The sequence below is a fragment of the Paracraurococcus ruber genome (assembly GCF_004353985.1).
Taxonomy (GTDB): domain Bacteria; phylum Pseudomonadota; class Alphaproteobacteria; order Acetobacterales; family Acetobacteraceae; genus Paracraurococcus; species Paracraurococcus ruber.
In genome coordinates this window covers 73,808-95,854 of the sequence record NZ_SMOA01000004.1, presented here as the reverse complement: position 1 = coordinate 95,854, position 22,047 = coordinate 73,808, and the positions used below count along the sequence as shown (strand labels likewise).

The window sequence follows — 22,047 nt, the reverse complement described above, 5'->3', positions numbered from 1 at the left end:
CCCTGGCCGGCGCGCCCCGCCCGGGCATCGCGCGCAGCGCTTGCAGCGCCCCGCCGGCCGACGCCACCGGCCAGCCCTGCAGCCCCACCGGCCGCGGCGCGCGTCCCCCGCGACGCCGCGGCGCGGCCGATCCTCAGTCGAACATGTCCGGCTGCGTCGCGGCGATCTGGTTGTAGAGCGTCTGGAAATGCAGCCAGCCGATGAAGTCGTTGCCGACATGGTCCTGGCTGTACTGCGCCGTCTTGGCCGAGAGGAGCTGCGGCTTGATGCCCGTCGCCTCGACCATCAGCTGCTGCTGGCAGGCGCGCTCCAGCGCGATGAACCAGAAGGCGGCGTCGTCGATGCTATGCCTGCTGCAGGTCAGCAGGCCGTGGTTCTGGTGCAGCACGCCGCGGACCCGGCCGATCTCCTTCGCCACCGACCAGCCGCTCTCGCGCTCCACCGCGACGGCGCCGGCCGAGGCGCCGACGACCGCGTGGTTGTTGTAGAAGGCGGCGGCATCCTGGCTGATCATGTCGAGCGGCCGGCCGGTCGCGCACCAGGCAGTGCCGTAGGTGGTGTGCGCGTGGCACATCGCCACGATGTCCGGGTATTCCTGGTGCACGGCCGCGTGCAGCACGAAGCCGGCGCGGTTGATGGCGTATTTCCCCTCGACCACCCGGCCGTCATGGTCGGCCAGGATCAGGTTCGACATCCTGACCTGGGAGAAGTGCACGCACATCGGGTTGGTCCAGTAGAGGTCCGGATGCTCCGGGTCGCGGACCGTGAGGTGCCCGGCGAAGCCGTAGTCGAAGCCATGCATCCCGAAGGCCCGCGTGGCGGCGACCAGGTGCTGCTTGCGGTACGCCCGCTCCTCGGCGAAGGACGCGAAATTCGGGATTTCCGGGAAGATCAGCCCGTCCTGCTCCGGCTGGTAGATCGAGACGCGGTTCCGCCCCTGGACGCTGTCGAGCATGGCTCGTTCCTCTCCTACCCTCGGCGCGCCTGTCATGCCCCGGCGCCCGAGCGTTGACAAACGCGGCGTGTTCAGGTGGTGCTGAATCCGATTCATGGGTCGCCGATGCGCCGCCTGCCCGCCTTCTCCGCCCTCCGCGCCTTCGAGGCGGCGGCGCGGCATGAGAGCTTCGCCCTGGCCGGGGCGGAGCTGAACCTCAGCGCCTCGGCGGTCAGCCACCAGGTGCGGGCGCTGGAGGATTGGGCGGGCCGGCGGCTGTTCCACCGCCGCAGCGGGCAGGGGGTGGAGCCGACGGCGGAGGGGCGGGCGCTGCTCGCCCGGCTGACGCCGGCGCTGGACGAGATCGCCGCCGCTTGCACCGCGCTGCGGCCGGCGCCCGAGGCGGAGGCGCTGGCGGTGCATTGCGTCCCGTCCTTCGCGGCCAACTGGCTCGGGCCGCGGCTGCCCGGCTTCCTGGCGCGGCATCCCGGCCTCGCCATCCGGGTCACCGCCAGCGCCGCCCCGGTGGACCTGGCGCGGCAGCCGGAGATCGACCTCCTCATCGCCTATGGCGCCGCGCCCGCGCAGCCGGGGATGGCGGTGGAGCCGCTGGGGATCGAGCGGGTCGTGCCCCTGGTCGCGCCGGCGCTGGCGGCGGGGCTGGACCTGTCGGGGCCGGCGCTGCCGGCGGGGCTGCGGCTGATCGAATCGGTGCTCAGCCCGGTGCGGTGGGAGGACTGGCTGGCGCTGAACGGGCTGGCGGCGGCGCCCGCCGGCGCGCGGCCGTCCTTCGACCGCGCGGCCATGGCGATCGCCGCGGCGGCGCAGGGCATCGGCGTGGCGCTGGAGAGCACGCGGCTGGCGGCAGCGGAACTGACCAGCGGCGGGCTGGCGGAATTGGGCGGCGGGCGGTTCCGGGCGGTGGAGCGCGTGCTGCACCATCTCGGCTACCGACGGGCGCAGCGGCAGGTGCCGAAGGTCGCGGCCTTCCGGGAATGGCTGCTGGAGGCGTGCGGGTGACGCTGCGCCGTCGCCGGGACGACGCTGCCTCCCCCGCATCCCCGGCGCCGGGGATCGAACCGACCCACCGGACCCCCGGCTTCGTGGACTGAGAGGGATCTAAGGGCCCTTCGGCACTTGCTGGGAGGGGTCTCGGGAGGGGCAGAGCCCTTCCCAGGCAACCGCGGCCCTTAGGCCGTGCAGGCCTGCCGCAGCGCGTCCTGCGCGCCGCCCAGCGCCTGCAGGGCCACGCGGCTGCGCTTGGCCACGGTCAGCAGCGCGCCCAGTTCGCGCGGCTGCCGCAGCAGGGCCAGCGCCACGCGTCCCGCCGCCGGCCGTCCATCCGGCGTCAGGCCGACGGCGGCGGCGCGCGGCAGCACCTCCTCCGCCGTGTCGGCCACGGCCCGCAGCGCCGCGAAGGGCATCCCGCGGGACGCCGCGAAGGCGGCGGCCGCCTCGGTCTCCAGGTCCACCACCAGCGCGCCGGTCGCGGCGCGCAGGGCCCGCTTGCGGGCGGGCTCGCCCACCACCGCGGGGGCGCCGGCCACCATCCCCAGCCGGGCACCGCAGCGCCGCGCCAGCTGGGCGGACCAGCCGAGGTCCGCCGACCAGGCGCCGCCGGCGCCACGCACCTTGGTCGCCACCACCAAGTCGCCGCAGCCGAGCGAGGGGTCGAGCCCGCCGGCGATGCCGAAGCTGAGCACGCCGGTCAGTCCCGGCGGCGCCTGCCGCAGCAGGTCGCGCAGCCGGGCAGGGTCGCCGCCGCTGACGATGACGGGCATCTCCTGCGGCAACAGCGCCGCCTCGGACCGCATGCCGACGACGGCAAGGATCGAGGAGAGGGGCATGGCTAGGGGGGGACCTCCGCCGGACTTGCTGCGGTGCAGTATAGACTGCGGCCGCCGCGGATGCAGCCGGAATTCCACAATCCCGCCATATTCCGTTAACCGCTGCCCGGGGTTTCACCGAACCCGGATGGCTCAACCCGGGCCAGGCGCCGCGATCGCCGCGGCGGCTGGTGCCCGGGCATCGCGCCAATTGGGCGTCGCGCCACCCGGGCATCGCGCCAGCGGCGCGGGCCTGATCGCCCGGGCCCGGCCACGCGGACACCACCAACGACCGGCCCCATCCGCCCCGGGCCGGCGCCAGGGCCCCGTGGCGCCAGGCCCTGCGGCGTCAGAGCCCGTGCGGGACGTGCCGGGAATTGCCCCGCTTCAGCGTCCGCAGCCGCGCCAGCGCCCAGAGCGGGAAGAGCTGCGCATAGCCGTGGTAGCGCAGGTAGAAGACGCGCGGGAAGCCGGTGCCGGTGTAGTCCTCCTCCGGCCAGGACCCGTCGGCCTGCTGCCGTGCCAGCAGCCAGCGGGCGCCGCGCTCGGTCGCCGCGTCGTCCACCGCGCCGCAGGCCATCAGCGCCAGCAGGGCCCAGGCGGTCTGGCTGGCGCTGCTCGGGCCCATGACCACGTCGGTATCGGCCCGGGTGCCGCCACGCCGCGGATAGGTGAAGCCGTCCTCGCCCCAGCCGCCATCCTCGTTCTGCCGGGCCTTCAGCCAGGCCACCGCGCGGCGCATCGCCGGGTGGTCGGGCGGCAGGCCGGCGGCGTTCAGCGCGGTGACGGCCGACCAGGTGCCGTAGACGTAGTTCACGCCCCAGCGGCCGTACCAGGACCCGTCCGGCTCCTGCTCCGCCAGCAGGTAGTCCACCGCCTGCCGGGTCGGCGCATGGTCCATCCCATGGCCGAGTTGCGCCAGCATCGCCAGGCAGCGACCGGAGACGTCGGCGGTTGGCGGGTCGAGCAGCGCGCCGTGGTCGGCGAAGGGGATGGAGTTCAGGTGGTGATGCGTGTTGTCGGCATCGAAGGCGCCCCAGCCGCCGCCCTTCGACTGCATGCCCACCACCCAGTCGGTCGCCCGGGCGATGGCCCGCGCCATGCCCGGCCCGGCATCGCCCAGCTGCTTCCGCGCCCGGTCGAGCGCCAGCACCACCACCGCCGTGTCGTCCACGTCCGGGTAGTGCGGGTTGGCATATTGGAAGGCCCAGCCGCCGGGCGGCAGGCCCGGCCGCTGCTCGGCCCAGTCGCCAACCACATCCGTCACCTGCCGGTCGAGCAGCCAGGACAGGCCGCGGGTCACCGCCGCCTCGGCCCGCGGATCGCCGGTTTCCAGCAGGGCATGCGCCACCAGGGCGGTGTCCCAGATGGGGGACAGGCAGGGCTGCACATAGGTCTCCGCCGGGCGCTCGCCCCGCGGCGTGTCCTCGGCCGGCCGGTCCATCACCAGCTTCTCCACCGCCGCCCAGGCGGTGACGACGCGCGGGTCGTCCGCCGGCACGCCCAGGCAGTGATACATCCAGATGGCGTTGGCCATGGCCGGATAGATCGCCCCCAGCCCGTCCTCGCCGTTCAGCCGCTCGGTCACGAAGGCCTCGGCCTTGGCTTCGGCGCGGGCGCGGCTGGCGGCGGGGAACAGATGCTGGGTCCGCTGCAGCACGCGGTCCAGCGCGCCGAACAGGGTCCGCCAGGGCTCGGCGGCATGCGCGCCGCCGGGCCAGCGGCGCACCTGCCCGGGCGGGGTGACGAACAGCTCGTCCAGGGTCACGCCGGTCTCGGCCAGGGGCTGCGGCCGGCGGGCCATCACCACCGTCAGCGGCACCAGCACGGTGCGCGCCCAGTAACTGACCTTCGACAGGTGGAAGGGGAACCAGCGCGGCAGCAGGCAGATCTCGGGCGGCATGACCGGCACGGCGTGCCAGGGCACATGGCCGAACAGCGCCAGGGTCGCGCGGGTGAAGACGTTCGACTTCTCCGCCCCGCCGGCCCGCAGGATGGCGTCGCGGGCGCGCAGCATGTGCGGCGCGCCCGGCGCGTCGCCCACCAGCCGCAGGGCGAAATACGCCTTCACCGAGCAGGAGATGTCGAGCGGCCCGCCATGGAAGAGCGGCCAGCCGCCGCCGGCCGTCGCCGCCTCCTGCGCCTGGATCCGGCGAAGGTAGCGGCCGATCCGCATCTCACGCGCCGGGTCGCGCTTCCCGAAGAAGCGGCACAGCATCAGGTATTCGGCGGGGATGGTGGCATCCGCCTCCAGCTCGAACACCCAGTGGCCGTCGGCCTGCTGGCGCCGCAGCAGGTGGTCGGTGGCGCGGCCGATCGCGGCCTCCAGACCTCCCTGCCCCTGCGGCCCCGCCGGCGCCATCAGCGTGAGGTCCGGACGCGCCGCCATTGCGGCCAGGTCCTGTATATTCGACAAGTCGAACAATCCCCCGGTCAGCCGCGACGGCCCTGCGGGGCCGGTGCGGCATGACGCCATGTCAGATCGGATACGTCGCTTTTTCGCGGTTGCGAAGACGGAAGCAACCACGTGTTGTAGCTTTCATGCGGCAGTGTGGCTCAATTCACCCGCGAACCGGCGTCTCCATCCATTCTCGGGCCCGCTTCTCCCTTCCACATGCCGCCGCGGCCCCGCCATTCGGCCAGCGCCGAGTCCAGCGTGAACGCCATGTAGGCGAGCGCGATTCCGGGCAGGGCGATGCCGCGCAGGGGGGAAAGGCCGAATCGCCGGAGCGTCGGCAGGAAAGCCACAGCCATCGCCGCCCAGGCCAGCCCGCCCAGCGCCGAGGCCAGGCCGCCGGCGAACAGCGCCAGCAGCGGCGGCGCCAGGAAGACCAGCGCCAGCGCCAGCAGCATGCCGGCCAGCAGGGCGGGGTTGTAGCCGAGCTGGGCATAGGCGGTGCGCGCCACCATCCGCCGGATCGGCCCGACCGTCTCGTAGGGGCGAAGACTTTCCACCCGCGCAGCCTGGCGCGGCCGATTCAGCCCTTCGGGGGCTTCGCCCCTCCGGTCATCGGGCGCGCTGAGGCCCAGCCAGATCGGCCCCTGCCGCTTCATCTGCCGCGCCAGGGCGCAGTCGTCGATCAGCGCCCCGCGGATCGGGCCGAGGCCGCCCGCCGCCGCGAAGGCCCCGCGGTCCAGCAGCACGCAGCCGCCCGCCGCCGCGGCGGTGCGCGCGCGCGGGTCGTTCGACCAGCGGAAGGGGTAGAGCATCTGGAAGAAGAAGATGAAGGCCGGCACCAGCCAGCGCTCCGCCGCGCTGTCGCAGCGCAGCCGCGCCATCAGCGAGACCAGCACCCGCCGCCCATGCACCGCCCGCCGCACCAGCATCCGCAGGCTGTCCGGCGCATGGCGGATATCGGCATCGGTGAACAGCAGGTAGTCCGGGGCGGGGGCCATGCCTTCGGCCAGGGCCTCCCGCAGCCCCTGCTCCAGCGCCCAGAGCTTGCCGGTCCAGCCCGCCGCCCGCGCCCCGCCCCGCACCACCAGCAGCCGTGGATCGCCGGCCGCCGCGGCGCGCGCGACATCGCCGGTGCCGTCCGAGGAGCGGTCATCCACCACCACCAGCCGGAATTCGCCCGGATAGTCCTGCGCCAGCAGGGAGGCGACGGTGATGCCGATCGTTGCCGCCTCGTCCCGCGCCGGGACCACCGCCGTCACGCTTGGCCAGGCGGCGGGGTCGGGCAGCGAAACCGCGTCGCGGTCGTCGTCGCGGGCCAGCCAGAACCAGCCGCGGCCGAACAGCAGGACCAGCCAGGCGAGGCAGGCCGCGAGCGCGAGCCAGATCATGGACAGCCCGACGAGGGGGCGTCGCCCCCTCGTGCTCCCCCACCAGGCCGGCACCCGGCCTGGACCGCTCCTGGTCCGCTCATGCCAGCATCCCGGCCCCACGGAACCAGGCGATCGCGTCCGACACGCCCGCCTGCCAGGGGCGCGCCCGGTAGCCCAGCACGCGCTCCGCCTTGGCGCTGCTGAAATACATCCGGTGGCCGGCCATCCGCAGCCCGTCCAGGGTCAGCATCGGCTCCCTCCCGGTGACCCGCGCCGCCGCCTCCGCCACCAGCGCCGCGGGCCAGAGCGGCGCGCGCGGCAGCCGCACCGGCCGGCCGCGGCCGAATTGCGCGGCGATATGCGCCAGCATCTCGCCCAGCGGCACGTCCTGGCCGCCGAGGACATGCCGCTCCCCCACCGTCCCACGGTCCAGCGCGGCGACGCAGCCGGCGGCCACGTCCTCGACATGCACCAGGTTCAGGCCGGTATCGACATAGGCCGGCAGCTTCCCCCGCGCCGCCTCCAGGATCACCCGACCGGTCGGGGTCGGCCGCCGGTCGCGCGGACCGATGGGGGTGGACGGATTCACGATCACCGCCGGCAGCCCCGCCTCGGCCACCAGCCGCTCGACCACCCGCTCCGCCGCGGTCTTGCTGCGCTTGTAGGGGCCGATCGCCTCCTCCGGCCGGGCGGCATCCGCCTCGGTCGCCGGGCTGCCATCGGCGCGCGGCTTGAGGGTGGCGACGGAGGAGACATGCACCACGCGGCGGCAGCCCTCGGCCAGGGCGGCGCGCATCACCGCCTCGGTCCCCGTCACGTTCACCGCCGCCATGCGCGCTGGATCGGGCACCCAGATCCGGTAGTCGGCCGCGCAATGGATGAGCGCGGAGCAGCCGCGCAGGGCGGCGGACAGGGAGGCGGCATCGGTCAGGTCGCCGGGGCAGAACTCCACCGGCACGCCGGCCAGGACGTCCCGCGGCGTGCCCGGCCGGGCCAGGGCCCGCACGGCATGGCCCGCCCCGACCAGCGCGCGGGCGATGGACGACCCCAGGAAACCGGTCCCCCCCGTCAGCATCACCCGGTCCGCCATGCACCCCCGCCCCGAATCGCCGCGCGCTTTTGCCCCGGCCGCCGCGGCTTGGCCAGCCGAGGCGGGGTGCGCCCGAGGCGGGGCTGCCCGGCGCAGGCCGGGCGGCATGGCCGCTGCCGCGGCGACACGCCGTCATCCCCGCCGCCCCGCCGCGCGCCCCCAGCCAGGGCTCCGCGGCCCGCCGGATGCGACCCGACGATGCCCGCGGCGACCCGTGCCGGGTGCGGGGTGGCGACCCCGCCGGTGCCGGCATCCTCGCCCCCGACGAAGCGCGCCGTCATGTCCGATTGTCCGATGGCGACCGGGCCGGCGCATGGTGGCGCGGCCGGCGGGCCCCGGTCCTGCCCCGCCGGGCGCCAGCGGGCATGGGGCCGGCGGCGGCGCCCGCCTCAGGCCGCGTCGGCGCGGTTGCGCATGTGCCGGGCGAGGCCTTCAACCTGCGGCGGCACCGCTTCGGTCAGCGCCGCATCGGTCACCGTGTCCGCCCAGGCCTGGCGGAAGCAGAGCAGCCAGCCCTCGATCTCCGGCCCGGCGATCGGCGCGTGCAGGTGGCGCCGCCGCAGCATGGGCGGGCCGTGCCGTTCGACGAAGAGCGGCGGGCCGCCGAGCCAGCCGGTGAGATACTCGAACAGCTTCTGTTCCGAGCCGGCGAGGCTTGCCGGGTGGATGGCGCGGCAGGCGGCGGCCGCGGGCAGCGTGTCCATCAGCGCGTAGAAGCGGCCGACCAGGCGGCGGATGCCCGCCTCCCCGCCGATGCGGTCATAGGGCGTGGGGCCCGGCATGCGGCTGGCCGGTCAGGCCGCCACCGGCCGGCGCTGCGCATAGGCCCAGCACACCGCGACCGCCGCCACCGCGACCAGCGCCAGCGAGTAGAGGTTCAGCGGGAACCAGCCCAGCCGTTCCTGCAGGAAGCCGGCGAGGAAGCTGGAGCTGGCCGTGGTGCCGAAGACCAGGAAGTCGTTCAGCGCCTGGACCTTGCCGCGCTCATTCGGTCGGTAGCAGGTCGTCACCATGGTGGTGGCGCCCACGAACAGGAAATTCCAGCCGACGCCGTTGAGCGTCAGCGCGATGCGGAAATGCCAGTCGGTCAGCCCGGCCATGGCGGTGGCGATGCCTGCCAGCAGGATGGCGACGCCGGCCAGCATCACCTCCAGCGTGCCGAAGCGAGTGATGAGGTGGCCGGTGAAGAAGGCCGGCACGAACATGCCCATCACATGCAGGAAGATGACCCAGTGCGCTTCCGTGTGCGGCAGCCCGCAGGCGACGATGGCCAGCGGCGAGGCGCTCATCAGGAAGGACATGGTGCCGTAGGCCACCATGGCGGCGACAACGGCGACGATGAAGCGGGGCTGCGCCGCGATCTCGGCCAGGCGGCGGGGCGGCGGCAGGTCGGCGGCCGGCGTGCCGCCATTCGCCTGCGCCCCCTGCATGGTCGGGAAGCGGATGAAGCCCATCACGATGAAGACGGTCACATGGATGCCGACCATGGCGGCATAGGTCGCCAGGTACAGCGGCACCCACTGGTCATGCGTCAGCCGCACCAGGCTGGGCCCGAGCACGCCGGCGACCACGCCGCCGGCGGTGACCCAGGAGATGGCCTTGGCCCGGTAGGCCAGCGGGGCGAGTTCCACCGCGGCGAAGCGGTACATCTGCAGGCTGGCCACGGCATAGCCGAGGATCAGCCCGCCGAGGCACATCAGGTAGAAATTCGCCAGGTACAGGCCGCTGCCGACCACCGTCGCGCCCGCCATGCCGAAGACCGAGCCGACGCGGAAGCCGAAGCGCCGCCCCATCCGCTGCATCAGCAGCCCGGCCGGGAAGACCGAGAGCATGACGCCGAGATGCTGCAGCGTCACCGGCAGCGTCGCCAGGTCGCGCATCGGGAAGAAGGTGACGATGGAGAGCGCGGTCGCGGCGAACATCATCGTGTTGCCGGCCTGCCCGATCGCCTGGCAGGCGGCGAGAAGGAGGAGGTTCCGCCGCATCGCGGCGTCGAGGTGCTGCTGCATCGGCCCCTTGGCGTTCCCCTGCCGCTTATCGCTGCCGCCGGAGGTCGGGGCAAGCCAAGCTGACATGCGCCAGGGACATGGCAGCCGGACGAGGTCGCGCTCGCGGGTCCGACCCGGCCGGCACGGCCGCCGGCGCGGCGCGGTCGCCGCCCGCGTCCCCGGCCCGGCCACGGGCGGCGACGGAGGCCCAGGCCCGGTCCGGTCCGGCCTTCAGTGGCGGGCGACGTCGGTGAACAGCACCTTCCAGAGGACGAAGAGGCACGCGAAGACGCCGCTGCTGGCCAGGGTCAGGCTCCGCTCGGGGTATCTGCGGCCGATGTCCCGGATGCCGCGCATGAGGATCCACAGCAGCACGGCGTGGGAGATCAGCAGCCCATGGAACTGGCTGCCCTGAAGCCAGAACCAGATCCAGTACGGCGCCGCGCCGAGGACGATGGTCGCGTCGACCGCATCCGCCGGCGTGCGGATGCCCAGGCGGTCCGGGATGGCGGCGCCGGGATGCGGCCGGGATGGCAGCGCGGCGGTGGCGGGCATGGCAAGGGCCTCCCTTCCGGGGGACGGTGCCCCGCGCCGCGGCGGCGGCTCAAGCGCGCCGTCGTCCCGCGCCGCGAGTTCTGATCGGCCGGCTCAATAGCTCTTCGGCTGGCCCAGCACCCTTTCGGCGATGAAGGAGAGCACGAGCTGTTCCGAGACCGGCGCGATGCGGGTGATCATCACCTCCCGCAGCAGCCGTTCCACCACGTATTCCTTGGCATAGCCCATGCCGCCATGCGTCAGCACCGCCTGCAGGCAGGCCTCGTAGCCGGCGCGGCCGCCCAGCAGCTTGGCCGCATTCGCCTCCGCCCCGCAGGGCCGGCCCTGGTCGTAGAGCCAGGCCGCCTTCATCGCCATCAGATGGGCGCTCTCCAGCGCGGTCCAGCGTTCCGCCAGCGGATGCTGGATGGCCTGGTTCTGGCCGATGGGCCGGCCGAAGACCACGCGTTCGCGGGCATAGCGGGCGGCGCGGTCCAGCGCGTCCTGGCCGATGCCGATGGCCTCCACCGCGACCAGGATGCGTTCCGGGTTCAGGCTGTCCAGCAGGTAGGCGAAGCCGCGGCCTTCCTCGCCGATCCGGTCGGCCTCCGGGATGAACAGGTCGTCGATGAAGACCATGTTCGAATCGACCGCGGCGCGGCCCATCTTCGGGATCCGCTGCACCTCTACCCGCGTGCGGTCGAGGTCGGTGTAGAACAGGGTGATGCCCTCGGTCGGCCGCCGCGCCTCCTCCTTCCGGGTGGTGCGCGTCAGCAGCAGGATCTTGTTCGCCACCTGCCCGGTGCTGGTCCAGATCTTCCGCCCGTTGACGCGGTAGCCGCCCGGCACCTTGCGGGCGAAGGTGGCGATGCTGGTGGTGTCCAGCCCGGCATTCGGCTCCGTCACGCCGAAGCAGGCCTGGTCGGTGCCGGCGACCAGCGGCGGGATCCAGCGCGCCTGCTGCGCCGGCGTGCCATGCACCACGATGGGATGCGGGCCGAACATGTTGATGTGGAGCGAGGAGGCGGCGGCCATCCCGCCGCCCGATCGCGCGACGGTGTGCATCATGATCGCCGCCTCGGTCACGCCGAGCCCGGCGCCGCCATGTTCCGTGGGCATGGTGATGCCGAGCCAGCCGCCCGCCGCCATGGCCTGGTGGAATTCGCGGGGGAAGCGCGCCTCCGCCTCGCAGTCGCGCCAGTAGTCGTCGCCGAAGCGGCGGCAGGTGGCGGCCACGCCCTCCCGGATCGCCTCCTGCTCGGGCGAAAGGCCGAAATCCATGGCGCGTCCTCCTGCTCCCGCTCCCGTCCCGGCATCGGGTGAACCGGGCCACCCCGTCGATGGCCGCCGTTGCCGGGCGATGGATAGCAGGCTTACCATGTCGCCACGTCCAAGGAAGCCACCGGAGGAAAGCGGGCCGCATGAGCGAGCGCACGCTGCGGGGGAAGGTCGCGATCGCCGGCATCGGCGAGACGACCTACTACAGGCACGGCCAGTCGCCGGATGCCGAGTTCAAGCTGGCGCTCATCGCCATCCTCGAGGCCTGCCGCGATGCCGGCATCGACCCGCGGGAGGTGGATGGCTTCGCCTCCTATGGCGGCGACCGGTCGGAGGCGGTGCGGCTGGCGGCGGCGCTCGGCATCCATGAGCTCCGCTTCTCCAACATGCATTGGGGCGGCGGTGGCGGCGGCGTCGCCGCTTCGGTGGCGAACGCCGCGGCGGCGGTGCAGTCGGGGATGGCCAATTGCGTCATCGCCTTCCGCTCCCTCGCCCAGGGGCAGTTCGCCCGCTACGGCCGCGCCAACCAGCTTGCCTCGGTCGGCGGCGACGATGCCTTCCTCGCGCCCTATGGCCTGATGTCGCCGGCGCAGCGCTTCGCCATGAAGATCACGCGGTTCATGACGGACCACGGCATCCGGCATGAGGCGCTGCGGGCGATCGCCATGGCGTCCTACCACCATGCGCAGACGAACCCGCGCGCGGTGATGAATGGCCGGCCGCTGACGGAGGAGAAATACGACGCCTCCCGCTGGATCATCGAGCCCTTCCACCGGCTGTTCGACTGCTGCCAGGAGAATGACGGGGCGGGCGCGGTGCTGGTGGTGCCGGCCGACCGCGCGAAGGACCTGCCGCACAGGCCCACCTACCTGCTGGGCGCGGCGCAGGGCGGGCACCACCGCAGCGCCGCCCCCGTGCACAACGCGCCCGACTATGCCTCGGCCCATTTCAAGACGGTGGCGCGCAACCTATGGGACATGGCGAAGCTGGGCCCGCAGGATTGCGACGTGGTGCAGGCCTATGAGAATTTCACCGGCGGCGTGCTGCTGAGCCTGGTGGAGCACGGCTTCGTCGATCCCGGCCGTGCCAACGAACAGCTTGTATTGGACAACCTCCTCGCCCCCACCGGCCGCATGCCGATGAACACCAGCGGCGGCAACCTGGCGGAGTGCTACATGCACGGGCTGGAGATGGTGAACGAGGCGGTGCGGCAGCTGCGCGGCACCGCCTGCAACCAGGTGCCCGGCGCCGATGTCGTCGCGGTCCTCGGCGGGCCGATGGTGACGCCGGTCAGCAGCCTCGTCCTCGGCTCGGAGGCCAGCCTGTGAGCAGCACCGCTTTGCCCAATGCCCTCCCCTCGGGCCTGCCGGCGCCCGCCATCGAACCGCTGACGCAGCCCTTCTGGGAGGGCACGCGGGCCGGCAGGCTGGTGATCCAGCGCTGCAAGGCGTGCGGGAAGCACCAATGGGGCCCGGAATGGATCTGCCACCGCTGCCACAGCTTCGACCTGGGGTGGGAGGCGGTGGCGCCGCGCGGCCGCATCTGGTCCTGGCAGCGGCCGCACCACCCCGTGTATCCGGCGCTGACGGGCTTCGGCCCCTATACCATCGTGCTGGTCGAGCTGCCCGAGGCCGATGGCGTGCGCATGGTGGGCAACCTGCTGGTCCCGCCCGACGCGCCGGTGACCCTCGGCGCCGATGTCGAGGCGGTGTTCGAGCCGCATGACGACGCCACGCCGCCCTATACGCTGGTGCAATGGCGCGTCGCGGGCTGAAGGGGGAACGACACATGGACTTCACGGGCAAGGCGGTGATCGTCACGGGCGGCGCCAACGGCATCGGCGCCGCGGTCTGCCGCGGCGTGGTGGCGCGCGGCGGCAGGGTGGCGATCGTGGACCGCGACGCGGATTCTGGGCAGGCGCTGGCGGCGGAACTCGGCCGCGCGGCGATCTTCCGCGCCGCCGACGTGACCAAGGCCGCCGAGGTGCAGGCCTATGTCCAGGCGACGCTGGATGCCTTCGGCACGGTGGACGGCTTCCACAACAATGCCGGCATCGAGGGCAGGGTGGCGCCCATCGCCGAATATGACGAGGCCGTCTACGACGCCGTCATGGGCGTGAACGTGAAGGGCGTCTTCCTCGGCCTGCGGCATGTGCTGCCGGCGATGCTGAAGCAGGGGCGCGGCGCGGTGGTCAACACCGCCTCCGTCGCCGGGCTGGTCGGCACCGCCGGCATGTCGGCCTATGTCGCGTCCAAGCACGCGGTCATCGGCCTGACCAAGGTGGCGGCGGCCGAGGTCGGGCCGCAGGGCATCCGCGTCAACGCCGTCTGCCCCGGGCCGATCGACACGCGCATGGTGCGCGACATCGCCAGGCAGGTCTCGCCCAACAACCCCGACAGCGTGGAGCAGCGCTACACCTCGGGGATTCCTCTGCGCCGCTACGGCACGGCCGAGGAGGTGGCGAATCTCGTCATGTTCCTGCTCTCCGACCTCGCCGGCAACATCACCGGCGTCGCCTATCCGGTGGATGGCGGCCGCACCGCGGCGCCGGCCGGCATCTCCCAGGGCAGCGTGGAGCAGTAGCGAGGCAGGGGAGGCACGCGATGGAGGGGATCTTCGCCGGGCTGCGGGTGATCGACGCCGCCAGCTATGTCGCCGGCCCCTCCGCCGCCACCATCCTCGGTGATTTCGGGGCAGAGGTGATCAAGCTGGAGCCGCCCGGCGGCGATGCCTATCGCGCGCTGGCCACCATGCCCGGCCAGCCGCGCGGCGAGACCAACTACCCCTGGGTGGTGGACAACCGCGGCAAGCGCGGCCTGGTGCTGGACCTGAAGAAACCCGAGGGCCAGGCGGTGCTGCACCGCCTGGTCGAGCGCACCGATGTCTTCGTCACCAACGCCGTCCCGCGGCTCCGCGCCGGCCTCGGCATCGCGCCGGACGCGCTGCTGGGGCGGAACCCACGCCTGGTCTATGCCGCGCTGACCGCCTATGGCGAGGCCGGGCCGGAGGCCGACAAGACCGGCTTCGACGCCACCGCCTACTGGGCGCGCAGCGGGCTGATGGACCTGGTGCGCGCGCATGCCGAGGCGGCGCCCGGCCGCAGCGTCGCCGGCATGGGCGACCACCCGACCGGCCTCGCGCTCTATGGCGCCATCGTCACAGCGCTCTATCGCCGCGAACGCACGGGCCAGGGCGGGATGGTGCATGTCTCGCTGCTCGGCACCGGGCTCTGGGCCAATGGCTTCATGGCGCAGGCGGCGCTGGACGGCGCGCAATTCGTCCCGCGCCCGCCGCGGGAGCAGGCGCCGAATGCGCTCGGCAACCTCTACCGGGCTGGCTGCGGCCGCTGGTTCCTGCTGGCGCTGCTGAACGAGGCGCGGCAATGGCCGGCGCTGCTGGCGGTGCTGGGCGATCCCGGCTGGGGCGGCGACCCGCGCTTCGCCACCCAGGCCCTGCGGCGGGAGAATGCGCCGGCGCTGACGGCGCTGCTGGATGCCGCCTTCGCCGCCCGGCCGCTGGCCGACTGGCGACCGCTGCTGGACGCCGCCGGCCTGACCTTCGATGCGGTGGCGACCACGCAGGACGCGGTGGCGGCGCCGCAGGCCCGCGCCTCCGGCGCCGTCCGGGCCGCGCCCGGCGGCTGGACGGTGGACAGCCCCCTGCAGGTGGCGGGCGAGGCCAAGGCGCCGCCCGGGCCGGCGCCGGCGCCCGGCGAGCATGCCGCGGCGATCCTGGCCGAGCACGGCTATGGCGCGGCGGAGATCGCGGCGCTGCGGGCGGCCGGGGTGCTGGGCGGCCGAGGGGGCGGCTGACCAAACCCTCACGTCCCCGGGCGTTGCCGCTGGGCTGGCCTTGCCCTAGGCAGCGCGGCATGCCGATGCTCGCTCGCCGCACCCTGCCCGCCTTCCTCGCCCTGCTGCCGGCCATCGCGCGGGCGCAGGCGGCGCCGGCGCAGGTCATCGAAGGGTTCCACGCCGTCCTGCTCGACGTCATGCGCAACGCCCAGCGGCTGGGCGTGCGCGGGCGGGAACAGCGGCTGCGCCCGGCGATGGAGGCGGCCTTCAACCTGCCGGCGATGGCCCGCATCTCCATCGGCCCGCCCTGGGCGCAGATGCAGCCGGCCGAGCAGCAGGCGCTGGTCCGCGCCTTCTCCGACTGGTCGATCGCCACCTTCGCGCACCGCTTCGACGGCTTCGGCGGCGAGAGCTTCCAGACCCTGGGCGAGAGCCCGCTGCAGAGCGGCGATCGCCTGGTGCGGACCCAGCTGGTCCGGCCGCGCGACGAGCCGGTGGCGCTGAACTACCTGATGCGGGAGGCGGGCGGGGCCTGGCGGGTGGTGGATGTCTACCTGGCCGGCACGGTCAGCGAGCTGGCGAGCCGCCGGGCGGAGTTCACCGCCCTGCTGCGGGATGGCGGCGCGGCACGGCTGGAAGCCGAGTTGCGCCGGCGGACGGACACGCTGCTGCGGGGTTAGCGCCGCGTGCGCGGCCGCCCCGAGGCCCGGATCGCCGCCGGCCATGGCGTGCCGGGCGGCGTCGCGCGTCCGGGCGGCCCCGGCCTGGCATGTCCCGCCCCGGCAGGTCCCGCCCGGGCATGCCCTATCCTGGCATCCCCAGCCCTGGCCGGCGCCCCGCACCGCCGGTGGCGCCTTCCGCCGCTCCTGCTCGGCCTGCTGCTGTCCGGCTGCTCGCTGTCCGGCGTCATCGGCCAGCACAGCGTGGACTACAACCACAGCCTGGAAGTGGCGGCCGATACGCTGCTGGCGGTGAACATCCTGCGGGCGCGGGACCGGGCGCCGCTGCATTTCTCCACCATCGCCGCCATCCGCGGCGCCTTCACCGCCTCGGCCGGCATCGGCTACGACCTGACGGCGGTGAACAACGGCGTGCAGCCGGCCGGGCTGGTCGCCAGCAATCCCAGCTTCGACATCGGCCCGCTGGACCGGCAGGAATTCGCCCGCGGCCTGCTGCGGCCGATCGACCCCGCGCTGTTCCGCCTGCTGTCGGACCAGGGGCTGCCGGACGCGCTGCTGCTGCACCTGCTGGTCTCCCGCTTCGACGAGGGGCCGGGCGGAAGCGCCATTCCGAACGAGCCCGGCAGCGCCGCCTTCGCCGCGGCGGTCGCGGCGCTGACGCGGCACGGCCGGCTGCAGTTCAACGGCTATACCCGGCTCGTGCCGCTCGGCCCGCGCTTCTCCGCGACGCAGGCCAGCGCCCCGGAGATGCTGGCGGAGCTGCGCGAGCCCGGCGTGTCGCTGCGGCCGGACGGGCCGGGCTGGCGGCTGTACCGCCCGGTCGGGCAGCTCGCGCTCTGCGTCGCCGAGGGCGGCGGCCGCTACCGCGCGCTGGCGATGGATACCGAGGCGCCGCAGATCTCCCCCATGGCGCAGGAAGGCAATCCCTGCACCGCCGAGGAGGTGGCGGACCGCCCCATCGCGCCGGGCCGCGCCGCGGCGCCCGGGCTGTCCTGGTATCTCCGCTCGGTCGGGGAGGTGTTCCAGTTCCTCGGCGCGGTGCAGCGGCTGGAGGAGGCGGGGACGCCGGTCCGCATCCGCACCGGCGAGGCGACGCCGCGGCTGTTCCGGCTGTGGCCGGACAAGCCGCCGCGCGCCCGCATGGCGGTGGATTACCGCGGCAGCCGCTGGTGGGTGGCGGAAGCCGATGCGCGGGAGGACCTGACGCTGCCGGTGCTGGCGCTGACGGCGCAGCTGCTGAATCTGCAGAAGGCGGCCGGCGAGATCCCGGCGACCGGCACGCTGCGCCTGGTGCGCTGAAGGCCGGGCAGGAAGGCCGGCGCGGCCCGGGGCCGCAAGCGCCCCCTGCCCTCGACAGGGAGGCCGGCGCCGGTCCGCGGGCAGCGGCGCGGATCGCAGCCGCCGGCGCGGCGCACGCATGCGGACGACCGCGCAGGCCCGTCGCCTGTCGCGCCGGCGCATGGCCCGCGGCGTCGACGGCACTGCGGGATCCGCGGCGGCGGCGGTGCAACCCTGGCGTGGCCTTGCCCTTCGCATCCCGGCTGCCGATCTTCCCGGCTCGCCCGCGGAGCGCCCGATGCCCCTGTTCCCCTTCGACAACACCTATGCCCGCCTGCCGGATCGCTTCCATGCCCGCCTGCCGCCGACGCCGGTGGCGGCGCCGCGGCTGGTCCGGGTGAACGCGGCGCTGGCGGCGGCGCTCGGGCTGGATGCGGAGGCGCTGGCGGGCGAGGCGGGCGTTGCGGTGCTGGCCGGCAATGCCGTGCCGGAGGGGGCGGAGCCGCTGGCCCAGGCCTATGCCGGGCACCAGTTCGGCGGCTTCTCGCCGCAGCTCGGCGATGGCCGCGCCATCCTGCTGGGCGAGATCGTCGCGCCCGACGGAAAGCGGCGCGACATCCAGCTCAAGGGCTCCGGCCCCACGCCCTATTCCCGCCGCGGCGATGGCCGCGCCGCGCTGGGGCCGGTGCTGCGGGAATACATCGTCAGCGAGGCGATGCATGCGATGGGCATCCCGACCACCCGCAGCCTGGCGGCGGTGACGACCGGCGAGCCGGTGTATCGCGAGACGCCGCTGCCCGGCGCGGTGCTGACCCGCGTCGCCGCCAGCCATCTGCGCGTCGGCACCTTCCAGTTCTTCGCCGCGCGGCAGGATGTGGAGGCGCTGCGGATCCTGGCCGACTACGCCATCGCCCGGCACTACCCCGCGCTGCGCGACGCGCCGGAGCCCTGTCGCGCCTTCCTGGGCGCGGTGGTGGAGGCGCAGGCGCGGCTGGTGGCGCAGTGGATGCTGGTGGGCTTCATCCATGGCGTGATGAACACCGACAACTGCACCATCAGCGGCGAGACCATCGACTACGGCCCCTGCGCCTTCATGGATGCCTACGACCCCGCCACGGTGTTCAGCTCCATCGACTACCAGGGCCGCTATGCCTATGCGAACCAGCCCGGCATCGTGCACTGGAACCTGACGCGGCTGGCGGAGACGCTGCTGCCGCTGCTGGCGGCGGAGAGCGAGCCGGCGATCGAGATCGCCAAGGCGGAGCTGGCGCGCTTCGCCCCGGCCTTCGAGGGCGCCTGGCATGCCGGGCTGCGCCGCAAGCTGGGCCTGCTGGAGGCCGGCGAGGGCGACCTGGCGCTGGCGCAGGACCTGCTGGAGCGGATGCAGGCCAGCGGCGCCGACTTCACCCTGACCTTCCGCGCGCTCGCCGGCGCGGCCGAAGGGCCGGCGGGCGATGCCGCGGTGCAGGCGCTGTTCCGGGATCCGGCGGCCTGGGATGGCTGGGCGGCGCGCTGGCGCGCCCGGCTGGCGCAGGACGCCACGGCGCCGGCGACGCGGGCCGCCGCGATGCGCGCCGCCAGCCCCGCCATCATCCCGCGCAACCACCAGGTGGAGGCGGCGATCGCGGCGGCGGTGGAGCGCGAGGACCTTGGCCCCTTCGAGGCGCTGCTCGACGCGCTGGCGCGGCCCTTCGAGGACCGCCCCGGCCTCGAGCGCTACGCCCTGCCGCCGCGGGCGGAGGAGCGGGTGCTGCAGACCTTCTGCGGCACCTGATGCCGGTGGGCGGACGTCCTGGCGTCTGCTCACCGGTCTCGCGCGCGGGGTCGGCGTGGCGGCTGCGCGCCAAACCTGATGATCATGCCGGTCAGCATTGATGCTGACCGGCATGAGGCGCCGGCCCTACTGCTCGCGCGACGGATAGATGCCCTGCACGCAGATGATCCAGCGCGGCCCCTTCACGTTGAACGGGATGGGCTGGCCGTTGGCGTCCCGCGCGCGCAGGTCCGGCAGGCCGAAGCTGGTGCGGCCGTCGCCGCCATAGGTGGTGCCGAGGACCGAGAACAGCGCCTGGTTCGCCTGGATCTGCAGCACGGTGCCGTCGCAATCCATGTAGTATTGCGGCGGGTAGCTGCCGCCGAACATCTTGATGACGCCGATATACTCTTCCATGGCCGTCGCCTCCCCCTGCCCGCCGGTGTGGCCGGCGATCGGGGGAGCCTAGCGCGTTCCGCGCGTCGCGGAACGATAATTGGCGGCCGGGCGTCGCGGCGCGTGCCGCGGGACACGCCGCGACGCCCGGCGCCGGCCTTCGCGCGCTGCCGGCCTGCAATGGCCGGACGTCCGCAGGCCGGCTGAGGCGGGGAAGGCCGTGTCAGGCCGCCACGCGCGCGCCGGCCCGGGCGCTCGCCTTGATCATCTCCGCCGCGCGCTCCGCCGTCATCAGCACCGCCGGGTGGATGTTGGAGGAGGGGACGAGCGGGAAGACCGAGGCGTCCACCACCCGCAGCCCCTCCACCCCGCGCACCCGAAGCTCCGTATCCACCACCGAACGGTCGTCGGCGCCCATGCGGTTGGTGCCGCAGGGGTGGTAGACGGTGGTGCCGGCGGTGCGGAGATATTCGAGGAAGTCGTCGTCGGTCCGGGTGCCCGGGCCCGGCGAGATCTCCTCCTCCACCAGGTCGGCGAAGGGCGCGGTGGTGGCGATGCGCCGCGCCAGCTTCGCCGCTTCCAGCATCACCCGCACATCGGTCGGCGCGGTCAGGTAGTTGGCCTGGATGCGCGGCTTGTCCTCCACGCGCGGGCTGCGCAGCGTCAGCTCGCCGCGGCTGTCCGGCCGGCACTGGCAGAAATTGAAGGTGAAGCCCGGGTGCTTCGCCAGCCGGCTGGCCGAGAGGCCCTGGTTCTGCGTGTCCAGGCTGAAATTGACGAACTGGAACTGCACCTCCGCCTCCTCCGAGCCCGGCAGGACGCGGGCGAAGAGGCTGGCCTCGGAGGCGCCGATGGTCATGTGGCCGCGCTGCCGCAGCGCCCACTCGAGGCCCATCTTCGCGGTCTTCAGCGGGTTGGCCATCGACTCGTTCAGCGTGTCCGCCGGCTTGGTGCGGAAGGCCAGGCGGACCATGAAGTGGTCCTGCAGGTTCTGGCCGACCTCCGGCGCATGCACCCGCGTCTCGATCCCCATGCCCTGCAGCGCCGTGCCGTCGCCGATGCCGGACAGCATCAGCAGCTTCGGGCTCTCGATCGCGCCGGCGGAGACGATGACCTCCCGCCGCGCAGTCCAGCTCTCCTCCCGCCCATCCGCCGTGCGGACGACCACGCCGTTGCAGCGCTTGCCCTCGAAGACCAGGCGCAGGCCGAGCCGCTCGGTCTCCACCCGCAGGTTGGGGCGCTTGAGGGCGGGGCGGAGATAGCCGACCGCCGGGCTCCAGCGCCTTCCCTTGTGGACGTTCAGCTGGTTCGGCGCCACGCCCTCGAACCACTCGCCGTTGTTGTCGCGGTTGCGGGGGAAGCCGAGCTTCTCGCAGGTCTCGACGAAGGCGCGGCAGCCCGGCGTGGGGTAGGGGACCTCGGCGATCTGCATCGGCCCGTCCTGGCCGCGGAACTCGCTGTCCGGGCCGTGGAAGGTCTCCAGCTTGCGGAAGGCCGGCAGGCAATCCTCGTAGGACCAGCCGCGGGCGCCCTGCTGCGCCCAGCGGTCGTAGTCGCGCGGCGATCCTCGCAGGAAGACCAGCCCGTTGACGCTGCCCGAGCCGCCGACGACGCGGCCGCGCGGCCAGTAGACGCTGCGGCCGTTCAGCTCCGGCTCCGCCTCGGTCTGGTAGTTCCAGTCGAATTTGCGGGTGACGTAGAGCCGGGCAAAGCCCATGGGGATGTGGATCCAGGGATTGCGGTCCCAGGGCCCGGCTTCCAGCATGACCACGTTGACGCTCGGGTCCTCGGACAGCCGCGCCGCCAGGACGCAACCGGCCGAGCCGCCGCCCAGGATGACGTAGTCCGCCTCGTTCATCGTCGTCTCCCCCGCGATCGTCCTTCTCCGGGCATCAGGGCATGGCGGCCAGGCGGGGGCAAGCGCCCGGCGGTCGGCGCGGCAAGGAACGATTCAGCTTTCCCGCCTAGATGGAGTGGGGTCGCCGACCCGTTTCCGATGGAGGGCCGCCCCATGCGTGCCGTGCTCATGGCCCTGGCCCTCACGGTGGGGATCGCCGGCGGGGCTGCCGCCAGCAGCATCCAGGTGGATACGCGCTATTCCACGGCGGGGCCGCAGGCCGACGCGGCGTCGTATCGCGCCCTGATCGACGCGCTGGTGAACCAGCCGGCCGGCCCCGGCTACGGCACCGCGACCCCCGGCAGCTACGACAACCTGTCGAATGGCACCCTGTTCGGCAGCAGCTGGAACGACATCGCCTTCCGCTTCGACGTCACCTTCGTCGCGCCGGTGGCGGGGCAATGGGCCTTCCGCTTCGGGGTGGATTTCGGCCGCGGCGGCGCGGCCTTCCTCGAAGGCGCCGCCATGGCCTTCCGCAGCAGCGACATGTGGTGGAGCTACAGTTACGGCGATGCCGCGCAGTTCCTCGGCTTCCAGGCCCCGCTGAGCACCGGCCTGCACCGCATCACGGTCTATGGGCTGGAAGGCTGCTGCGACGGCGGCCAGCAGGGCCAGTTCCTGGCCCCTGGCAGCAACCAGTGGACCACCTTCTCGGCCGCGGACGGCATGGCCGCGACCAGCCCGGGCGTGGTGCCGGAACCCGCGACGCTGGCCATCCTCGCCGCCGGCCTGGCCGGGCTGGGCCTGGCGCGGCATCGCTGGCGCAAGCGCGGCGGCTGACCCGGCGCGGGCCGGCCGCGGCCGCCATGCCGGCCGGCCTGGATGCTGGCC

20 protein-coding genes are annotated in these 22,047 nt (G+C 73.7%); 9 read left to right on the top strand and 11 right to left on the bottom strand.

Annotated elements, in window-relative coordinates; translation table 11 throughout:
- Positions 1 to 133 precede the first annotated feature (133 nt).
- Positions 134 to 955 (bottom strand): class II aldolase/adducin family protein, encoded by an 822-nt coding sequence (locus E2C05_RS02365; protein WP_200306221.1) that lies wholly within the window; start codon positions 953 to 955, stop codon positions 134 to 136.
- 105 nt (positions 956 to 1,060) lie between these two features.
- Between E2C05_RS02365 and E2C05_RS02360 the strand changes: the two genes are divergently transcribed.
- On the top strand, positions 1,061 to 1,954 hold the full coding sequence (locus tag E2C05_RS02360; RefSeq protein WP_133217991.1) for a LysR substrate-binding domain-containing protein: 894 nt from the start codon (positions 1,061 to 1,063) through the stop codon (positions 1,952 to 1,954).
- Between the two features lie 170 nt (positions 1,955 to 2,124).
- Here E2C05_RS02360 and E2C05_RS02355 read toward each other — a convergent pair whose 3' ends face one another.
- The 8 genes from E2C05_RS02355 to E2C05_RS02320 form a co-directional block, all read right to left on the bottom strand.
- A complete protein-coding gene (locus E2C05_RS02355) occupies positions 2,125 to 2,781 on the bottom strand; it encodes a phosphorylase family protein (RefSeq protein WP_133217990.1) in 657 nt (218 codons plus the stop codon).
- A 328-nt stretch (positions 2,782 to 3,109) separates the two neighbouring features.
- Positions 3,110 to 5,149, bottom strand: a complete 2,040-nt coding sequence (gene shc / locus E2C05_RS02350) for a squalene--hopene cyclase (protein WP_240046520.1) — start codon at positions 5,147 to 5,149, stop codon at positions 3,110 to 3,112.
- Positions 5,150 to 5,316: 167 nt separating this feature from the next.
- Positions 5,317 to 6,546 (bottom strand): glycosyltransferase, encoded by a 1,230-nt coding sequence (locus E2C05_RS02345; RefSeq protein ID WP_192912404.1) that lies wholly within the window; start codon positions 6,544 to 6,546, stop codon positions 5,317 to 5,319.
- Between the two features lie 79 nt (positions 6,547 to 6,625).
- Positions 6,626 to 7,618, bottom strand: coding sequence for a hopanoid-associated sugar epimerase (gene hpnA / locus E2C05_RS02340; protein ID WP_133217989.1), 993 nt, complete (start codon positions 7,616 to 7,618; stop codon positions 6,626 to 6,628).
- Positions 7,619 to 8,007: 389 nt separating this feature from the next.
- Complete coding sequence (locus E2C05_RS02335; RefSeq protein ID WP_133217988.1) at positions 8,008 to 8,400, bottom strand: group II truncated hemoglobin; 393 nt, start codon at positions 8,398 to 8,400, stop codon at positions 8,008 to 8,010.
- 12 nt (positions 8,401 to 8,412) lie between these two features.
- Complete coding sequence (locus E2C05_RS02330) at positions 8,413 to 9,693, bottom strand: MFS transporter (RefSeq protein ID WP_133217987.1); 1,281 nt, start codon at positions 9,691 to 9,693, stop codon at positions 8,413 to 8,415.
- A gap of 144 nt (positions 9,694 to 9,837) precedes the next feature.
- Entirely contained in the window at positions 9,838 to 10,161 is a 324-nt protein-coding gene (locus E2C05_RS02325) for a hypothetical protein (protein WP_133217986.1), read from the bottom strand.
- A 93-nt stretch (positions 10,162 to 10,254) separates the two neighbouring features.
- The gene (locus E2C05_RS02320; protein WP_133217985.1) at positions 10,255 to 11,421 is read right to left on the bottom strand and encodes an acyl-CoA dehydrogenase family protein; all 1,167 of its coding nucleotides are present in this window, start codon (positions 11,419 to 11,421) and stop codon (positions 10,255 to 10,257) included.
- A 140-nt stretch (positions 11,422 to 11,561) separates the two neighbouring features.
- Here E2C05_RS02320 and E2C05_RS02315 point away from each other — a divergent pair, with 140 nt between their 5' ends.
- The 7 genes from E2C05_RS02315 to E2C05_RS02285 all read left to right on the top strand — a co-directional run bounded on the left by E2C05_RS02315 (position 11,562) and on the right by E2C05_RS02285 (position 18,944).
- Positions 11,562 to 12,746 (top strand): thiolase C-terminal domain-containing protein, encoded by a 1,185-nt coding sequence (locus E2C05_RS02315; protein WP_133217984.1) that lies wholly within the window; start codon positions 11,562 to 11,564, stop codon positions 12,744 to 12,746.
- Positions 12,743 to 13,192, top strand: a complete 450-nt coding sequence (locus E2C05_RS02310; RefSeq protein WP_200305301.1) for a Zn-ribbon domain-containing OB-fold protein — start codon at positions 12,743 to 12,745, stop codon at positions 13,190 to 13,192. Before E2C05_RS02315 ends, E2C05_RS02310 begins: the two co-directional genes overlap by 4 nt.
- Positions 13,193 to 13,206: 14 nt before the next feature.
- Positions 13,207 to 14,001, top strand: a complete 795-nt coding sequence (locus E2C05_RS02305; protein WP_133217983.1) for an SDR family NAD(P)-dependent oxidoreductase — start codon at positions 13,207 to 13,209, stop codon at positions 13,999 to 14,001.
- Positions 14,002 to 14,021: 20 nt separating this feature from the next.
- Positions 14,022 to 15,230: a CaiB/BaiF CoA transferase family protein gene (locus tag E2C05_RS02300; RefSeq protein ID WP_133217982.1), complete on the top strand. Its 1,209-nt coding sequence runs from the start codon at positions 14,022 to 14,024 to the stop codon at positions 15,228 to 15,230.
- Between the two features lie 59 nt (positions 15,231 to 15,289).
- Entirely contained in the window at positions 15,290 to 15,892 is a 603-nt protein-coding gene (locus tag E2C05_RS02295; RefSeq protein ID WP_133217981.1) for an ABC transporter substrate-binding protein, read from the top strand.
- A gap of 6 nt (positions 15,893 to 15,898) precedes the next feature.
- The gene (locus E2C05_RS02290) at positions 15,899 to 17,191 is read left to right on the top strand and encodes a hypothetical protein (RefSeq protein ID WP_133217980.1); all 1,293 of its coding nucleotides are present in this window, start codon (positions 15,899 to 15,901) and stop codon (positions 17,189 to 17,191) included.
- Positions 17,192 to 17,468: 277 nt separating this feature from the next.
- On the top strand, positions 17,469 to 18,944 hold the full coding sequence (locus E2C05_RS02285; protein ID WP_133217979.1) for a protein adenylyltransferase SelO: 1,476 nt from the start codon (positions 17,469 to 17,471) through the stop codon (positions 18,942 to 18,944).
- A 126-nt stretch (positions 18,945 to 19,070) separates the two neighbouring features.
- Here E2C05_RS02285 and E2C05_RS02280 read toward each other — a convergent pair whose 3' ends face one another.
- Positions 19,071 to 19,340: a phage tail protein gene (locus E2C05_RS02280; protein WP_133217978.1), complete on the bottom strand. Its 270-nt coding sequence runs from the start codon at positions 19,338 to 19,340 to the stop codon at positions 19,071 to 19,073.
- 202 nt (positions 19,341 to 19,542) lie between these two features.
- Entirely contained in the window at positions 19,543 to 21,177 is a 1,635-nt protein-coding gene (locus E2C05_RS02275) for a GMC family oxidoreductase (protein WP_133217977.1), read from the bottom strand.
- Between the two features lie 153 nt (positions 21,178 to 21,330).
- Here E2C05_RS02275 and E2C05_RS02270 point away from each other — a divergent pair, with 153 nt between their 5' ends.
- A complete protein-coding gene (locus tag E2C05_RS02270; RefSeq protein WP_133217976.1) occupies positions 21,331 to 21,996 on the top strand; it encodes a CCXG family PEP-CTERM protein in 666 nt (221 codons plus the stop codon).
- Positions 21,997 to 22,047: the final 51 nt, after the last annotated feature.

Bases quoted from the DNA above. Each gene is read 5' to 3' on its own strand.
- E2C05_RS02365 (WP_200306221.1), bottom strand. From the start codon at position 955: ATGCTCGACAGCGTCCAGGGGCGGAACCGCGTCTCGATCTACCAGCCG.
- E2C05_RS02360 (WP_133217991.1), top strand. From the start codon at position 1,061: ATGCGCCGCCTGCCCGCCTTCTCCGCCCTCCGCGCCTTCGAGGCGGCG.
- E2C05_RS02355 (WP_133217990.1), bottom strand. From the start codon at position 2,781: ATGCCCCTCTCCTCGATCCTTGCCGTCGTCGGCATGCGGTCCGAGGCG.
- shc (WP_240046520.1), bottom strand. From the start codon at position 5,149: ATGGCGGCGCGTCCGGACCTCACGCTGATGGCGCCGGCGGGGCCGCAG.
- E2C05_RS02345 (WP_192912404.1), bottom strand. From the start codon at position 6,546: ATGATCTGGCTCGCGCTCGCGGCCTGCCTCGCCTGGCTGGTCCTGCTG.
- hpnA (WP_133217989.1), bottom strand. From the start codon at position 7,618: ATGGCGGACCGGGTGATGCTGACGGGGGGGACCGGTTTCCTGGGGTCG.
- E2C05_RS02335 (WP_133217988.1), bottom strand. From the start codon at position 8,400: ATGCCGGGCCCCACGCCCTATGACCGCATCGGCGGGGAGGCGGGCATC.
- E2C05_RS02330 (WP_133217987.1), bottom strand. From the start codon at position 9,693: ATGTCAGCTTGGCTTGCCCCGACCTCCGGCGGCAGCGATAAGCGGCAG.
- E2C05_RS02325 (WP_133217986.1), bottom strand. From the start codon at position 10,161: ATGCCCGCCACCGCCGCGCTGCCATCCCGGCCGCATCCCGGCGCCGCC.
- E2C05_RS02320 (WP_133217985.1), bottom strand. From the start codon at position 11,421: ATGGATTTCGGCCTTTCGCCCGAGCAGGAGGCGATCCGGGAGGGCGTG.
- E2C05_RS02315 (WP_133217984.1), top strand. From the start codon at position 11,562: ATGAGCGAGCGCACGCTGCGGGGGAAGGTCGCGATCGCCGGCATCGGC.
- E2C05_RS02305 (WP_133217983.1), top strand. From the start codon at position 13,207: ATGGACTTCACGGGCAAGGCGGTGATCGTCACGGGCGGCGCCAACGGC.
- E2C05_RS02300 (WP_133217982.1), top strand. From the start codon at position 14,022: ATGGAGGGGATCTTCGCCGGGCTGCGGGTGATCGACGCCGCCAGCTAT.
- E2C05_RS02295 (WP_133217981.1), top strand. From the start codon at position 15,290: ATGCCGATGCTCGCTCGCCGCACCCTGCCCGCCTTCCTCGCCCTGCTG.
- E2C05_RS02285 (WP_133217979.1), top strand. From the start codon at position 17,469: ATGCCCCTGTTCCCCTTCGACAACACCTATGCCCGCCTGCCGGATCGC.
- E2C05_RS02280 (WP_133217978.1), bottom strand. From the start codon at position 19,340: ATGGAAGAGTATATCGGCGTCATCAAGATGTTCGGCGGCAGCTACCCG.
- E2C05_RS02275 (WP_133217977.1), bottom strand. From the start codon at position 21,177: ATGAACGAGGCGGACTACGTCATCCTGGGCGGCGGCTCGGCCGGTTGC.
- E2C05_RS02270 (WP_133217976.1), top strand. From the start codon at position 21,331: ATGCGTGCCGTGCTCATGGCCCTGGCCCTCACGGTGGGGATCGCCGGC.